Origin of the sequence: Streptomyces sp. NPDC001401, assembly GCF_042895385.1 — a bacterium.
In the GTDB taxonomy this organism is placed as follows: domain Bacteria; phylum Actinomycetota; class Actinomycetes; order Streptomycetales; family Streptomycetaceae; genus Streptomyces.
In genome coordinates this window covers 119,887-135,362 of sequence record NZ_JBIAWI010000009.1, presented here as the reverse complement: position 1 = coordinate 135,362, position 15,476 = coordinate 119,887, and the positions used below count along the sequence as shown (strand labels likewise).

The window sequence follows — 15,476 nt, the reverse complement described above, 5'->3', positions numbered from 1 at the left end:
CCGGTCAGAAGGTGAGCACGGGTTTGATCGCCTTGCCCGCGCCCATGTCCCGCACCGCCTGGTCGATGTCCGCGAACGGATAGGTGCTGATCAGGCGGTGCAGCGGGAGCCGTCCTTCCTTGACCAGCTGGACGAGCGCCGGGATGAAGGTCTGTGTCTCGGCGTCGCCGAGGGTGAGGCCGACGACCTGCTTGCCGCCCAGCAACCCGTTGACGTCCAGGGCGACCTCGGTGCCGAACGGCGGGGCGCCGACGACGACCAGGGTGCCGCGGGCGGCGAGCGCATCGACGCCCTGACGCAGTACGGCGACGCTGCCGGTCGTCTCGACCACACCGTCGGCGCCCTGGCCTCCGGTGATCTCCGCGAGGGCTTCGGCGAGGTCGGCCTCGCCGACGTTGACGGTGTGGGTGGCCCCCAACTCCTTTGCCAGCGAAAGGCGTTCGCCGACCTTGTCGACGGCCACGATCCGGGTGGCGGGGGTGAGGACGGCGGCCATCACGGCGGACAGGCCGACGGCGCCGGCGCCGAGGACGACGATCGTGCTGCCCGTCACCGGCTTCAGCACGTTCCAGACGGCGCCCACTCCGGTCTGCACCCCGCAGCCGAGCGGTGCGATGGACTCCAGCGGTACGTCCGCGTCGACCTTGACGAGGCTGCGCTCGTCCACCAACGCCCGCTCGGCGAAGGAGGACTGGCCGAAGAAGTGGCCGCCGAGCGGGGTGCCGTCCCGGCTGATGGTGCTGGTGCCGTCGGCCCGGCGGCCGCCGATCAGGTTCAGCGGCAGCCAGGTCGCGCAGTACGCGGGGTGGCCGCCGTGGCAGTTGCGGCACTCCCCGCAGGAGGTGAAGGACAGCACTACGTGGTCGCCGGGTGCGATGCCGGTGACGGCCGGGCCGACGGCCTCGACGACGCCGGCGCCCTCGTGGCCGAGCACGCCCGGCAGGGGGAAGGGCAGGCCGCCGCTCGCGACTCCGAGGTCGGTGTGGCACAGGCCGGTGGCCACCATGCGGACGACCGCCTCGCGGGGCCCCGGCTCGTCGAGCTCGACGTCGGCGAGGGTGAAGGGCGCTCCGCCGGACTCGACGACCGCGGCGCGGGTGGTGATGGACATCGTACGAACTCCCTTGGTTCTGGGGCGCGTTCGGGCGGGATCGAGCGGCTTCAGTCGAGCGAGACGACGACGGACTTGACCTTGGTGTAGGCGGCGAGGGCCTCAGGCCCGTACTCGCGGCCGAAACCGGAGTCCTTCACACCGCCGAAGGGCACGGCGGGGTCGAGCATGGCCCAGTCGTTGATCCACACGATGCCCGCCTGGAGGCGGTCGGCGATGCGGTGCGCGCGGGCCAGGTTCTGGGTCTGGATGCCCGAAGCGAGGCCGTACGGCGTGGAGTTGGCGAGCTCGACCGCCTCGTCCTCGGTGTCGAAGGGCTGCACGGTGAGGACCGGGCCGAAGATCTCCTCCTGGACGACACGGGAGTCGTTGGACAGGTCGGCGATCACGGTGGGCTTGTAGTAGTAGCCGCCGTCGAGGTCGAGCCGTTCGCCGCCGCAGACGATGCGCCCGCCCTCCTTGCGGGCGATGTCGACGTATTCCTCGACCTTCTTCAGGTGCTTCGCCCCCGCCATCGGGCCGACGACGGTCTCGGGGTTGCGCGGGTCGCCGACCGGGACGCCGGGGACGGCCTCGGCGAGGATGCCGAGGACGGTGCTGTAGACCGGGCGGGCCACCAGCAGGCGCGGGCCGCCCATGCAGAACTGGCCGGTGTTGAAGACGAACGCCTTGATGATCGCGCCGACGGCCTTCTCCAGGTCGGCGTCCTCGAAGACGATGTGGGCGGCGTTGCCGCCGAGCTCCATGGTGACCGGCTTGAGGGCCTCGCCGGCGGTGCTCGCCACGTGGCGGCCGATCGCGGTGGAGCCGGTGAAGGCGACCTTGTCGACGCCGCGGTGGCGCAGCAGCGCCTCGCCCGCCACCGGGCCCGTGCCGGTGACCACGTTGACCACCCCGTCGGGTACGCCCGCCTGCTGCAGCAGCCGGGCCATGTAGAGGGCGCTCAGCGGTGTCTCGTCGGCCGGCTTGTGCACCACGGTGTTGCCGGCAGCGAGCGCCGGGCCGATCTTCGAACCGGCCAGGATCAGCGGGAAGTTGAAGGGTGTGATCGCGGCGACCACGCCGATCGGTTCGCGCTTGGTGTACGCGAGGGCGTTCATGGGGGTGTCGCGGACGGCGCCGTCCAGGGAATGGGCGAGGGCCGCGAAGTGCTCGTAGTCGTTGGCCGCGTTCGTCACGTCGACGGCGTGGCACAGCGAGATGGGCTTGCCCACGTCCAGGGATTCGAGGCGGGCGAGGTCGTCGGCGTTCTCGCGGATCAGCTCGGCGACGCGGTGCAGGATGCGGCCGCGCTCGCGTCCGCTCAGCCCGGACCAGGCGCCGCCGTCGAAGGCCTCCCGGGCGGCCCGCACGGCCGCGTCCACATCGGCGGCGCCCGCCTCCGCGACGGTGGTGACGACCGCGCCCCGGGACGGGTCGACCACCTCGGTGCGCGCTCCGTCGGCGGCCTCGCGCCACTGTCCCCCGACAAACAGCCGTCCGGGTTCGATCTCGAAGGTGGTCATCACCACTCCTCAGCCTCATCGCCAAGATTTCAACCAACAGGATTCCTGTTGGTTCGCAGTTTCATTACAGACAGGTTTCCTGTCAATGCTCTAGGCTGAACTCATGCTCGACACCCAGGCGACCAAGACGTCCCCGTCACTGCTCTACATGGTGAAGCAGGTGGAGCTGGCGGTGCGCTCGCACCTGGACGAGCTGGTCAAGCCGTCCGGGATCACCGCGCTGCAGTACACCGCACTCACCGTCCTGGAGCGCCACGACGGCCTGTCGGCCGCACAGCTCGCCCGCGACTCGTTCGTCACCGCCCAGTCCATCGCCGATCTCGTACGGTCCCTGGAGGGCCGCGGGCTGGTACGCCGGGAGCGCAATCCGCGCAATCGTCGCGAGCTGCTGATCCTGCTGACCGGCGCCGGCCGGGAGCTGCTGGAGCAGTTCGCGGCGCCCGTGCGGGAGCTGGAGGAGCGGATGGTCCGGGATCTCACGGCGCACCAGACCGAGCAGTTCCGCCAGGCACTCTCCAGGGCCTGGCACGCTCTGTCGTAAGGCTTCATCGCAATTCGAAGACATATGTCAATCGAACATGCTCAAATTCACTCCATCGAGGGTAACTTGCAGGGCGGAGAACGGATTTGCGCTCACAGGGGACCCGGGGGCTCGTCTGCGCTCGTTACGCTCGCTGCACGATGTCACCCCGGCCCCCGGTGACCTGCAACTCCGCAGCGGGCGGAGCAGGTTGGAGGCGATGTCGTCGTGCAGCAGGAACCCGCGCCGCCGACCCGGCATCTACGTGTCCACCAGGACCGGGGTCATACGGTGCTGGAGTTCCGCGGCGAGATCGACATCGCCGCGGCCCTGGAGATCGCCCCCTTTCTGGACCGGGTGACGGCGCGCCCCGACGTCCGTCTGGTGATCGACCTGCGGCCGGTCGACTTCTTCGACTGCTCCGGGCTGCGACTGCTCTACCGGGCCCGAGCCCGGGTCCTCGACCAGGACGGGGAACTGCGGCTGGTCTGCACGCACCCGCTGACGCTGCGCATCCTGCGGGTCACCGGGCTGACCCGGCTGCTGCCTCCGCATCCGACCCTGGACGCGGCGCTGGGCCAGCCCGAGGCCACGTCCGGGACGTTATGACGGCAACTGACCGACAGAGTCCGCTACTTGAGGATCTTCGTCACCTGGCCGGCGCCCACCGTCCGGCCGCCCTCACGGATGGCGAACTTCAGGCCCTCCTCCATGGCGATGGGCTGGATCAGCACGACATGGATGCTGGTGTTGTCGCCCGGCATGACCATCTCGGTGCCCTTGGGCAGGGTCACCACACCGGTGACGTCCGTGGTGCGGAAGTAGAACTGCGGCCGGTAGTTGTCGAAGAACGGCGTGTGCCGGCCGCCCTCGTCCTTCGACAGGATGTACGCCTGCCCCTCGAACTCCGTGTGCGGGGTGACCGTTCCGGGCTTGATGACGACCTGCCCGCGCTCCACGTCCTCGCGCTTGACACCGCGCAGCAGCAGTCCGACGTTCTCGCCGGCCCGGCCCTCGTCGAGCAGTTTGCGGAACATCTCGATGCCGGTGACGGTGGTCTTCGTCTTCTGCTCGTGGATGCCGATGATCTCGACCTCGTGGTTGACGTGCAGCACACCGCGCTCGATCCGGCCGGTGACGACGGTGCCGCGGCCGGTGATGGTGAAGACGTCCTCGATCGGCATGAGGAACGGCTTGTCCACGTCACGCTGCGGTTCGGGGACCGCCGTGTCGACGGCGTCGAGGAGGTCGAGCACCGACTGGGTCCACTGCTCGTCGCCCTCGAGGGCCTTGAGGGCGGAGACCTTGACGACCGGGACGTCGTCACCGGGGAACTCGTACTCGGTGAGCAGCTCGCGCACCTCCAGCTCCACCAGTTCCAGGATCTCCTCGTCGTCCACCATGTCGGTCTTGTTGAGGGCGACCACGATGTACGGCACACCCACCTGCCGGGCCAGCAGCACATGCTCCTTGGTCTGCGGCATGGGTCCGTCCGTGGCCGCGACGACCAGGATCGCGCCGTCCATCTGGGCGGCGCCCGTGATCATGTTCTTGATGTAGTCCGCGTGCCCGGGGCAGTCGACGTGCGCGTAGTGCCGGCGCTCGGTCTGGTACTCGACGTGGGCGATCGAGATCGTGATGCCGCGCTGCCGCTCCTCGGGCGCCTTGTCGATCTGGTCGAACGGCGTGAACGGGTTCAGGTCGGGAAACCTGTCGTGCAACACCTTGGTGATGGCCGCCGTGAGCGTCGTCTTGCCGTGGTCGATGTGACCGATCGTGCCGATGTTCACGTGCGGCTTGGTCCGCTCGAACTTCGCCTTCGCCACTGCAACCCCTCCTGAGCATCCCTGTTGATGCCGAGCGTTGCTCCGCTACGTCATGTCTATTCGCTTCGCGGCGCGTCGAACAGGGCGCTGACCGACTCCCCGTTGTGAATGCGGCGTACGGCCTCGGCGAGGGCGGGGGCGATGGACAGGATCCGCAGTTTCTCGGTGCGCTCCTCCTCCGGCACCGGCACGGTGTTGGTGCACACGATCTCCAGTACGTCGGGCTGCTCGCCGATCCGCTTGAGCGCGCCGTCCGCGAACAGGCCGTGCGTGCAGGCGACACGGATCGACCGGGGCCCCGACTCCCTGAGCCGCTCGAGGAGTTCGAGGACCGTGCTGCCCTTGGCGATCTCGTCGTCCAACACGATGACGTCCCGGCCCGCGACCTCGCCGATCACGGTACTGATGCTGACCTGGTCGTCGGCGAACCGCTGCTTGGCACCGGCAGCGACCTGGGCGCCGATCATCCGGGCGAACGCGGCCGCCTCCTTGGCGTTGCCGAGGTCCGGCGAGACGACGGTCGTGCGGGACAGGTCGTACTGCCGGAAGTACGCGGCCAGTTCGCGCCGGGCGTGCAGATGGTCGACCGGCACCGAGAAGAAGCCGTGCACCTGCGGCGAGTGCAGCGTCATGGCGAGGACGCGGCTCGCGCCCGCCGCGACCATCAGGTCCGCCACCAGCCGGCCGCCCAGGGAGATCCGGGGCGCGTCCTTCTTGTCGGAGCGGGCGTAGGAGTAGTGCGGCATGACGACGGAGATCCGCGCCGCCGACGCGCCGCGGGCCGCGTCGCACATCAGCAGCAGTTCCACGAGGTGTTCCTGGACCGGCTTGACCAGTGGCTGGATCAGGAAGACGTCCCGCTCGCGGCAGTTGGCCTGGAGCTGCACCTCCAGACAGTCGTTGGCGAACCGGCTGACCCGGGTGGGGCTGAGCGGCACACCGAGATGCGCACAGACCTCCGCGGCCAGGTCGGGGTGGGCGCTACCGCTGAACACGGAGATGTCTCGCACGATCCGCTCCTCGCGTGATCATTCCGGGGGACGGGTTCATGCTACTGACCGCGGAAATTCGGTTGCGGTGCGCCACCGGCCGCACGGCATCATGGCGGCGACCGGCTTCCCTCACCTCAGGAGACCTCATGCGCCGACTCCTCGGAATCAACCAGCGCCCACACTGGCCCACGGTTCTCGAGGACTCGACCCCGTATGCACACCCTGAACATCGGAATTCTCGCCCACGTCGACGCCGGTAAGACCAGCCTCACCGAGCGGCTGCTGTTCGACCACGGAGCGATCGACCGGCTCGGCAGCGTCGACGGCGGTGACACCCGTACGGACGACGGGGAGATCGAGCGGCAGCGCGGCATCACCATCCGCTCCGCGGTCGCCTCGTTCACCGTCGGCGACACCCGGATCAACCTCATCGACACCCCCGGGCACTCCGACTTCATCGCCGAGGTCGAGCGCGCTTTGGAGGTCCTGGACGGGGCGGTGCTGCTGCTGTCCGCCGTGGAGGGCGTGCAGGCGCAGACGAGGGTGCTGATGCGGACGCTGCGGCGGCTGCGGCTGCCCACGCTCGTCTTCGTCAACAAGATCGACCGCGCGGGTGCCCGGTCCGGGGGCCTGCTGGCCGACATCCGGCGCAGGCTGACGCCGTACGTCGCGCCGCTCACGGACGTGTCGGGCATCGGTACCGCCGAGGCTCGCGTGACGGCACGCCCACCCGGGGATCCACGGCTGGCCGAGGCCCTCGCCGAGGTCGACCAGGACGTGCTCGCAGCGGTCGTGGACGGCCCCGCGCCCACGCCCGACGACCTGCCCAAGGTGCTCGCCGCGCGGACCGCCGACGGCTCGTTCCACCCCGTCTTCTTCGGCTCGGCCCTCGGCGGACAGGGCGTCCCCGAGCTCGTCGAGGGCGTGATCGGGCTGATCCCGCCGGCCCCGGCGACCGAGGGCACCGTCCCGCGCGGCACGGTGTTCGCCGTGCGGCCAGGGCCGGGCGGCGAGCGGACGGCGTATCTGCGGCTGTACGGCGGTGAGGTGACGCCGCGGCAGCGTCTCACCCTGCTGCGGCGCGAGGCCGACGGCCGCACCACGGAGGTCTCCGGACGGGTGAACCGCCTCGACGTGATGGGCGGGACGGGGCCGTCACTCACCGCCGGGAACATTGCGGCGCTCACCGGTCTCGCAGGCGTGCGGGTGGGCGACCGGCTCGGTGATCCCCCATCCCACCGTGCCCCGCAGTTCGCGCCACCGACACTGGAGACGCTGGTGCGGGCCCGCCACCCCGAACAGGCCGCCCCGCTCCGCACCGCCCTGCTCACCCTCGCCGACCAGGACCCCCTGATCCACGCCCGTCCCGGTTCCGCCGGCACCACGGCCCTCCTCCTGTACGGCGAGGTCCAGATGGAGGTCCTGGCGGCCACCCTCGCCCAGGACTTCGGCATCGAGGCCGACTTCGAACCGGGTCGCGTACGGTACCTGGAGCGCCCGCGGGGCTTCGGCGAGGCCTGCGAGGACATGCCGTGGCACCTCGGTACGCGCTACTGGGCGACGATCGGGCTGCGTGTCGAGCCGGGGCCTCGTGGCTCGGGCGGGGTGTTCACTTACGAGACGGAACTCGGTGCACTCCCCCGTGCCTTTCACCAGGCCATCGAGGACACGGTGCACGCGACCATGGAGACCGGCCTGTGCGGTGCGGCCGTGACGGACTACCGGGTCACGCTGATCCGCTCCGGCTACTGCGCGCCGATCAGCACGGCCGCCGACTTCCGGGCGCTCACCCCGGTCGTGCTGCGCAGCGCACTGCAAAGGGCGAGCACCCGGCTGTACGAGCCCTACCACGCGTTCGAAGCGGAAGTCCCGCTCGACGCACTGGCCCTGGTGACGGCCCAACTCGCCTCAATCGGAGCAGAGTTCACAGGCACTACGGGCGGCTCGACGGCGTGGCTGATCACCGGCGAACTGCCGGCGCGGCGGGTACGGGAGGTCGAGCTGCGACTGCCGGGGCTCACGCACGGCGAGGGGGTGTGGTGGTCGCGTCCGTCGGGCGACCGGGAGCTGCGGTCGCACTGAGCGCTCCGCGGGCCGTGCCGCCCGGCGGCGGAGCCGCATGTCGATACAGCCGGCTGCGCCGCGGGGCGGCGAGGTGCCGCGGATCGTCCGCGGCATCGTCGTGGCCGGTCGCTCCCCCACTCTCGACTTCGCTCGAGCGGGGGGACCCCCATCGCGGCGGAGCCGCATATCGATACGCCCCGCGCCCCTTTGGGGCGCGGCCGAACCGCAGCGGATTCCGATGCGCCGCCGCCCGCACTCACGTCAGCCCCAAGCGGCCTCGGTGACATGTCAGCACGCTTGTGAACCCGGCTCCCACCGCACCATGTTCACCACGACACCGGCAGCCGCCTCGGACTGCGGGTCATCTGGCCCTCCCGCCACTCGATCGTCCCCGGTGTGAACTCGGCGCGCAGGCCGGGGAAGCGGGCCGTCAGGCGGTGCAGGGCGAGGCCGATTTCCAGGCGGGCGAGCCAGGCGCCGAGGCAGTGATGGGGGCCGGCGCCGAAGATCACGCTGGGTGCGGTCAGCGGGGTGAACAGGTCGGGCGGGCCGGGCGGGAACACGTCGGGGTCGCGGCTCGCGGAGTTGGTCTGGACGGCGACCACGCTGCCCGCCGGGATGGTCACGCCGCCGACCTCGGTGTCCTCGACGGCGCGGCGGATCAGGCCGGGCAGCACGCGCCCCTCGCTCAGCGGGACGGCACGCAGCAGCTGTTCGGCCGCGACGGCCGCCGCCTCCTCGTCCTCGGCGAGGCCGGGCCAGGCCTCCTGCCGGTCGGTGAGGAGGTAGACGACGATGTTGCCGAGCGCCGTCATGGTGGTCTCGTGCCCGGCGACCACCAGCCCGCACACCAGGGTCACCAGCTGCCGCTCGGCTATGTCCAGGCTGTCGCCCGCCGCCACCAGCCCGCTCACCAGGTCGTCGCCGGGAGACTTGCGCCGCTGGGCGACCAGATCGGCGGCGAACGCCCCGAACTCGTGCATGGCGGCGACGACTTGCTCTCGCGTGTGCGCGCCGCCCGAGAGCGCGTGGTCGGCCCAGTGACGGATGCGTTCGCGGTCCACGTGGTCGAGCCCCATGAGCCGGGAGATGACGGAGACGGGCAGCGGGCGGGTGAATCCCTCGATGATGTCCGCGGGCCGGTCCTGCACGGCGAAGTCGTCGAGGAGTGTCTCGACCACCGAGGCCACCCAGGGACGCCAGCGGGCGATCGCGCGGGGCGTGAACGCCCGCTGAACCGTGCCGCGCAGCCGCTGGTGGGCCTCGCCGTCCTGGTTGAGGAGCCCGTTCGGGTCGTCCAGCAGGTTCGGTACGACGAGCAGCGGCGGGGCGTCCTCGGCGTGCAGGGAACTCCGGTTGAACCGGGGGTCCATGAGCACCTGACGTACGTCGGCGTAGCGGGTCACCAGCCACACCTGGGTGCCGGTGGCGAGGGTGCCGGGCCGGGGCGGTCCGGGCTCCGGGAGGCCGATGCGGTGCATGGGGCAGAGGGGCCGGGACGTGCTGTCTGTACTCATCCGGGACTCCAGGCGCGCCGGTAAGGACGGTTCTCCACGCTAGTGCGCCCGCACTGCTTCCGTCAGGGGCGCCAATCGGCCAACGGGACGGTCTGCCAAGGGGTTTGGGGGGCATTCGGAACAGTAGGAAGGAGGGCCGTCGCCATGACGACTCCCATCAGGCGCATGTCCAGGCGCATGCCCGGCTGGGCGAAGGCGGTGAGCGCCGTAGTACTGGTGCTCGTGGTGTTCTTCGCCGGGATCCGGCTGAGTGTGCTCCCTGGCCTCAAGGACCTGTTCGGCACCGAGACGCACGACCGCTCGGGACCCGCACTGCTCCAGTCCATCCAGGACATGAGCCGTTACGACGCCGCCTCCGGCAACTTCCAGGTCGTCGTCGACCTGGAGAAGGACACCAAATACCTGCCCGACGCGATCCGCGGCTCCCGCACGCTGTACATCGGTGCGGGGACCGTCGACGCGTACGTCGACCTCGGCAAGGTCGGCAAGGACGACGTGACGGTCAACGGCGACCGTACGTCCGCCACCCTCCGGCTGCCGCACGCGGCGCTCGGCAAGCCGGCCCTCGACCCCGACCGCTCCTACGCCGTCTCCAAGCAGCGCGGTCTCCTCGACCGCCTCGGCGACCTCTTCTCGGACAACCCCAACAGTGAACAGGCCGTGCAGAAACTCGCGGTCAGGCACATCGGTGACGCGGCGAAGGACAGCGGGCTGACCACGCGCGCCGAGACCAACACCACCGACATGCTCGACGGTCTGCTGCGTTCCCTCGGCTTCAAGGAGGTGCATATCAGCTACGGCAGCTGATCAGGCGCCCAGCACCCATGCGACGTAGTCCCCGACGTGCCCGGACTGGGCGCCGCAGCGGCGGCGCCCAGTCCGGGGCGGCGAGCAGCGTCGGCAGGAGGCCGAGCAGGGCGCCTGCCGGGGTCCGGTGCACGGAGGTGATCGCACCTCCCTGGCGGCATTCTCGGCCGCCGAGTGGGTAACCGGCTTACGACGCAGGGAAGTTGAAGACTGGAGGACCGGATGGCCCGTGCAGCCTTACGACCACGTTCAGCGTTGCGCCTGCGTACCACCAAGTCCGACAAGCCCACCAAGTCGAGCAAGTCCACCAAGGCCGCCAAATCCGCCAAGGCCGGGGGCAAGCCGCGGCCTGTCCCGCGCGAGCGACACGTCCTGGCCTTGCCGATCCGTCTGCTGGCGATGCTGTGCGCCTTCGGGGTCATGGTGGCGTTCGCCGTGGTGCTGGCCCGGCTGACGCTGGAGCCCTCCCCCGCGTCGGCGGCGATGGCACACACGAACTTGCATCCGGGAAGCACCATGCGGGCCTATCTGGATCAGCCGGCGCTGCGGGACGCCGTGAAACAGATCGGCGGCAATGTACTGCTGGGGGTCCCGTTCGGTGTTCTCGTCCCGGTTCTGGCCCCGCGGGCCCGCGGGCTGCTGCGGGTGCTCGTGCTGACCGCCGTGGTCATGCTGCTGGTGGAGTTCGCTCAGGGTGCGCTGGTGACCGGGCGCGCCTTCGACATCGACGACGTCATCCTCAACACCACCGGCGCACTGATCGGTTACGTCCTCCTGGGGCGGCGGATGGGCCGGGCGGTGCACGCGCGGGAGCGGCTGCACAGCCGGGCGGCGAAGCGGGCAAAGGACGCATAGCCGGGCCGCCCCGCACCCTGGTCCATACCAAGGTATTGACGCCCACTTATCTCACTCCTTAAATCAAGAGGCGACGCCTTCACCCCCCACCTCGGCCGGCCCACCCGTGCGACCGGCCGCCGTACGGAAGGAAGTGCCGTGGCCTCCCCACGACTGCTGCGCAGATGTCTGTTCGCCGCCCTGTCCGCCGTACTGGTCGCGTCCGCCGCGACCGGTGCGGCACAGGCGGATCCGCCGGAGGTGAGCGCTGCCGCGGTGACGTTCTCCGACAGCTTCGACGGGCCCGCCGGGGCCGCGGTCGACTCCTCGAAGTGGCAGACCGAGACCGGCGACAACGTCAACAACCACGAGCGGCAGTACTACACGTCCGGCAACAAGAACGCGGCCCTGGACGGCCAGGGGCACCTGGTGATCACGGCCCGGCGCGAGAACCCGGCCAACTACCAGTGCTGGTACGGCACTTGCCAGTACACCTCGGCGCGGCTGAACACCTCCGGGAAGTTCAACGCCCAGTACGGGCACGTCGAGGCGCGGATGAAGATTCCGCGCGGGCAGGGCATGTGGCCGGCGTTCTGGATGCTCGGCACGCCGGTCAACTGGCCGGACTCGGGCGAGATAGACGTCATGGAGAACGTCGGCTTCGAGCCGTCCACCGTGCACGGCACCATCCACGGCCCCGGCTACTCGGGCTCGGGCGGCATAGGCGCGGCCTACTCGCTGCCGAACGGCCAGGCCTTCGCCGACGCCTTCCACACCTTCGCCGTCGACTGGGCGCCCGACTCGATCACCTGGTCCGTGGACGGCAACGTCTACCAGCGGCGCACGCCCGCCGACCTGGGCGGGAAGACCTGGGTGTTCAACAAGCCGTTCTTCCTGATCCTGAACCTGGCGGTGGGCGGCTACTGGCCCGGCGACCCGGACGGCTCCACGGTCTTCCCGCAGCAGCTGGTGGTGGACTCGGTGTCGGTCACGACCAGTGACACGGCCACCGGGGCGGCCATCAAGGGGCTGGCCGGAAAGTGCGTGGATGTCGCCGGGGCGAACGCCGCCAACGGCACCCCCGTCCAGCTCTACGACTGCAACGGCACCGCCGCCCAGCAGTGGACCGTCGGCTCGGACGGCACGCTCCGCGCGCTCGGCAAGTGCCTGGACATCACCGGCAACGGCACGGCGGACGGCTCGACCGTCCAGCTGTGGGACTGCACGGGCGGCCCCAACCAGAAGTGGACGGTCACCGCGGCGCACGACATCGTCAATCCGCAGGCCGACAAATGCCTCGACGTGACCGGGAACAACCAGGCCAACGGCACGCGGCTGCAGATCTGGACCTGCACGGGCGGCGCCAACCAGAAGTGGACGGTCGGCTGACCGGCTAGCGGAGCCTCCACGTGAACTTGTCGCCGCCGACCCAGCGCACCACGTCCGGGTCGTCCATGTCGTGAACCGTGATGCCGAAGGCGGCGGCCGCCTCCAGCACGTCGGTGACGACTTTCGCCTCACCGACCACAATGCCGTCGATCTCCACGATCCGGAACGGCGGTGTGCCCGGCTGTACCCCGAGCACCATGATCCGCGGATGGGAGACGCGCGGGCTCGCGATTTCAGTCATGCAATAGAGCGTAGGACGCAAATCGCCCGGGCGCGGTCGGACGGAGCCCGCGCGCTGCCGGGAGCCGCGGAGCAGGAGGTCACCATGGATCCGGTTGAGGCATTGGACCGCATCGCCTTCCTGCTGGAGCGGTCACTGGCCCCGACCTACCGCGTCCGCGCCTTCCGCACGGCGTCCCGCCTGCTGGCTTCGCTGCCCGGCGACGAGGTGCGCGAGCGGGCGGCCGACGGGTCGCTGGAGTCGCTCAAGGGCATCGGCCCGAAGACGGCACAGGTGGTGCGGGAGGCGCTGGCCGGGCAGGTGCCAGGCTATCTGCAGAAGCTGGAGGGCGAGGCCGGGGTGCTGCACGCCGAGGGCGGTGAGGGGCTTCGGGCGCTGCTGCGCGGGGACTGCCATCTGCACTCCGACTGGTCGGACGGGGGCAGCCCGATCGACGAGATGGGCAGGGCTGCGGCAGCGCTCGGGCACGAGTGGGCGGCGCTGACCGACCATTCGCCGCGGCTGACCGTCGCGCGCGGCCTCTCCCCCGAGCGGCTGCGGGAGCAGTTGGAGGTGGTGGCGGAACTGAACGCGACCTGGGCGCCGTTCCGGCTGCTCACCGGCATCGAGTGCGACATCCTCGACGACGGCTCGCTCGACCAGGAGCCGGAACTGCTGGAACGGCTCGACGTCGTGGTGGTGTCCGTGCACTCCAAGCTGCGTATGGACGCCCGTTCGATGACCCGCCGGATGGTGGCCGCCGTACGCGATCAGCACTCGGACGTCCTCGGTCACTGCACGGGGCGACTGGTGACCGGGCGGGGGCGGCCCGAGTCGGAGTTCGACGCGGACGCCGTGTTCGCTGCGTGTGCCGAGACGGGCACGGCCCTGGAGATCAACAGCCGCCCGGAGCGGCTCGACCCGCCGCGGCGGCTGCTGCGCCGGGCGGTGGACGCTGGCGTGCTGTTCTCGATCGACACGGACGCGCACGCCCCCGGCCAGCTGGACTGGCAGATCCACGGCTGTGCCCGGGCGGAGGAGTGCGGGGTGCCCGCCGAGCGCGTGGTGACCACCTGGCCCCTGGACGACCTGCTGGCCTGGACCCGGGACCGGCGCACACCGGCGTGATCGCGGCAGGCGGGTACCAACGGCTCCGCTCGACCACCCTTTTCCGCTTGACTTCGAGCGCACTCCAATTCGTAGCGTTCCGGCATGAGCACTGCACAGCACAAGATCGGATCCGGGTTCGGCGCCACCAGCACCGCCGAGGAAGTCCTCAGGGGCATCGACCTGGACGGAACGCTGGCGATCGTCACCGGCGGCTACTCGGGGCTCGGCCTGGAGACCACCCGCGCGCTCACGAAGGCGGGCGCCCGGGTCGTCGTTCCGGCCCGTCGCCGGGCCGCCGCCGAGGAGGCGCTGGCCGGGATCGGCGGCGTCGAGGTGGACGAGCTGGACCTCGGCGACCTGGAGAGCGTGCGCGGCTTCGCCGAGCGGTTCCTCGCCTCCGGGCGGAACATCGACATCATGATCGACAACGCCGGGATCATGGCGTGCCCGGAGACGCGGGTGGGGCCCGGCTGGGAGGCCCAGTTCGCCACGAACCACCTCGGGCACTTCGCCCTGGTCAACCGCCTCTGGCCGGCGATCGCGCCCGGCGGCGCGCGCGTCGTGTCCGTGTCCTCCCGCGCCCACCACTTCTCCGGCATGCGCTGGGACGACGTCCACTGGCAGCAGGGATACGACAAGTGGCAGGCCTACGGGCAGGCCAAGACCGCGAACGTCCTGTTCGCCGTGCACCTCGACAAGCTCGGCCGCGACGCGGGCGTGCGCGCCTTCTCCCTGCACCCCGGCGGCATCATCACCCCGCTCCAACGGCACATCCCCAAGGAGGAGATGATCGAGCGCGGCTGGATCGACGAGAACGGCACCGTGCTCAACCCCTCGGGCTTCAAGACCCCGGAGCAGGGCGCGGCCACCCAGGTGTGGGCGGCGACCTCCCCGCAGCTGGACGGCCTCGGCGGCGTCTACCTGGAGGACTGCGACATCGCCGAGCCCGCCCTCGCGGACGGGCCCACGGGTGTCAAGGACTGGGCGACCGACCCCGAGCAGGCGGCACGTCTGTGGGAGCTGTCGGCGCAGCTGACGGGCGTGAACGCCTTCGCCGGCTGACGGCTTTCGAGTTCTCTGGGCCTGTAAAGAGCCGCGGGCGCCCCCGTCATCAGCGCCCAGTACCGGTCCCCGTACGACCAGTGCCACCACTCGGTCGGGTAGTTGACCAGGCCGGCCGTGTTCAGTGCCGTCCCGAGCACGACGCGGTTGGCTCGGGTCTCGTCGGTGATGTCGTCGGGGCCGGCGTTCCTGGGGGTGCCCAGGTCGAGTTCGCGGCCGCCGGTGTCGGCGAGGGGCTCACCGTTCTCCTGCACGGGTAGGGCGGCAACACGGGCGTCGGCCATCGCGATGATCTCGCCCATGGCTTGATCGTCTCCCGGACGGCTCCCGAGTGCGGGGCGCCCTGCCTGCCGGTGCCGGCCTCGTCGGTGTCGGGGACGTCCTCGGCGGACTCGTCGACGTCGGCCGCGTCGGGGTCCCCTCCCACGGATCCTCGCCCTCGCGGGCCTGCTGGTCCGGCAGATCCCGCGGCACGGGCTCGCCGTCCTGGCCTGTACGCGGCGAAACCCGAGTTCCGGT

14 protein-coding genes and 1 pseudogene are annotated in these 15,476 nt (G+C 70.6%); 8 read left to right on the top strand and 7 right to left on the bottom strand.

The window, feature by feature from the left end; all coding sequences use genetic code 11:
* Positions 1–4: 4 nt before the first annotated feature.
* Both ACFY10_RS28225 and ACFY10_RS28220 read right to left on the bottom strand, forming a co-directional pair.
* On the bottom strand, positions 5–1,111 hold the full coding sequence (locus ACFY10_RS28225; RefSeq protein WP_390668004.1) for an NAD(P)-dependent alcohol dehydrogenase: 1,107 nt from the start codon (positions 1,109–1,111) through the stop codon (positions 5–7).
* Between the two features lie 50 nt (positions 1,112–1,161).
* A complete protein-coding gene (locus ACFY10_RS28220; protein ID WP_390668003.1) occupies positions 1,162–2,616 on the bottom strand; it encodes an aldehyde dehydrogenase family protein in 1,455 nt (484 codons plus the stop codon).
* 103 nt (positions 2,617–2,719) lie between these two features.
* On the opposite strand from ACFY10_RS28220, the gene ACFY10_RS28215 reads away from it, so the two are divergent.
* Complete coding sequence (locus tag ACFY10_RS28215) at positions 2,720–3,157, top strand: MarR family winged helix-turn-helix transcriptional regulator (protein WP_390668002.1); 438 nt, start codon at positions 2,720–2,722, stop codon at positions 3,155–3,157.
* Positions 3,158–3,364: 207 nt separating this feature from the next.
* Positions 3,365–3,745: an anti-sigma factor antagonist gene (locus tag ACFY10_RS28210; protein ID WP_390668001.1), complete on the top strand. Its 381-nt coding sequence runs from the start codon at positions 3,365–3,367 to the stop codon at positions 3,743–3,745.
* 23 nt (positions 3,746–3,768) lie between these two features.
* Here the strand turns inward: ACFY10_RS28210 and tuf are convergent, their stop codons facing one another.
* A complete protein-coding gene (gene tuf, locus ACFY10_RS28205) occupies positions 3,769–4,962 on the bottom strand; it encodes an elongation factor Tu (RefSeq protein WP_390668000.1) in 1,194 nt (397 codons plus the stop codon).
* Between the two features lie 56 nt (positions 4,963–5,018).
* On the bottom strand, positions 5,019–5,972 hold the full coding sequence (locus tag ACFY10_RS28200; protein ID WP_390667999.1) for a ribose-phosphate diphosphokinase: 954 nt from the start codon (positions 5,970–5,972) through the stop codon (positions 5,019–5,021).
* Between the two features lie 195 nt (positions 5,973–6,167).
* Between ACFY10_RS28200 and otr(A) the strand changes: the two genes are divergently transcribed.
* On the top strand, positions 6,168–8,036 hold the full coding sequence (gene otr(A), locus ACFY10_RS28195) for a tetracycline resistance ribosomal protection protein Otr(A) (protein ID WP_390667998.1): 1,869 nt from the start codon (positions 6,168–6,170) through the stop codon (positions 8,034–8,036).
* Positions 8,037–8,344: 308 nt separating this feature from the next.
* Here otr(A) and ACFY10_RS28190 read toward each other — a convergent pair whose 3' ends face one another.
* Positions 8,345–9,535: a cytochrome P450 gene (locus tag ACFY10_RS28190; RefSeq protein ID WP_390667997.1), complete on the bottom strand. Its 1,191-nt coding sequence runs from the start codon at positions 9,533–9,535 to the stop codon at positions 8,345–8,347.
* Between the two features lie 144 nt (positions 9,536–9,679).
* Between ACFY10_RS28190 and ACFY10_RS28185 the strand changes: the two genes are divergently transcribed.
* From ACFY10_RS28185 to ACFY10_RS28175, 3 genes are all read left to right on the top strand, one after another.
* The gene (locus ACFY10_RS28185; protein ID WP_390667996.1) at positions 9,680–10,342 is read left to right on the top strand and encodes a DUF4230 domain-containing protein; all 663 of its coding nucleotides are present in this window, start codon (positions 9,680–9,682) and stop codon (positions 10,340–10,342) included.
* 222 nt (positions 10,343–10,564) lie between these two features.
* On the top strand, positions 10,565–11,197 hold the full coding sequence (locus ACFY10_RS28180) for a VanZ family protein (protein ID WP_390667995.1): 633 nt from the start codon (positions 10,565–10,567) through the stop codon (positions 11,195–11,197).
* Positions 11,198–11,335: 138 nt separating this feature from the next.
* Entirely contained in the window at positions 11,336–12,565 is a 1,230-nt protein-coding gene (locus tag ACFY10_RS28175; RefSeq protein ID WP_390667994.1) for a ricin-type beta-trefoil lectin domain protein, read from the top strand.
* A gap of 4 nt (positions 12,566–12,569) precedes the next feature.
* On the opposite strand, the gene ACFY10_RS28170 is transcribed toward ACFY10_RS28175, so the two are convergent.
* On the bottom strand, positions 12,570–12,806 hold the full coding sequence (locus ACFY10_RS28170) for a hypothetical protein (protein ID WP_275772004.1): 237 nt from the start codon (positions 12,804–12,806) through the stop codon (positions 12,570–12,572).
* 84 nt (positions 12,807–12,890) lie between these two features.
* Between ACFY10_RS28170 and ACFY10_RS28165 the strand changes: the two genes are divergently transcribed.
* Both ACFY10_RS28165 and ACFY10_RS28160 read left to right on the top strand, forming a co-directional pair.
* Entirely contained in the window at positions 12,891–13,913 is a 1,023-nt protein-coding gene (locus ACFY10_RS28165; protein WP_390667993.1) for a PHP domain-containing protein, read from the top strand.
* 84 nt (positions 13,914–13,997) lie between these two features.
* Positions 13,998–14,957, top strand: coding sequence for an SDR family NAD(P)-dependent oxidoreductase (locus ACFY10_RS28160; RefSeq protein WP_390667992.1), 960 nt, complete (start codon positions 13,998–14,000; stop codon positions 14,955–14,957).
* 8 nt (positions 14,958–14,965) lie between these two features.
* Here ACFY10_RS28160 and ACFY10_RS28155 read toward each other — a convergent pair.
* Positions 14,966–15,190 (bottom strand): annotated as a pseudogene (locus tag ACFY10_RS28155) (M15 family metallopeptidase); the annotation flags it as partial.
* Positions 15,191–15,476 lie beyond the last annotated feature (286 nt).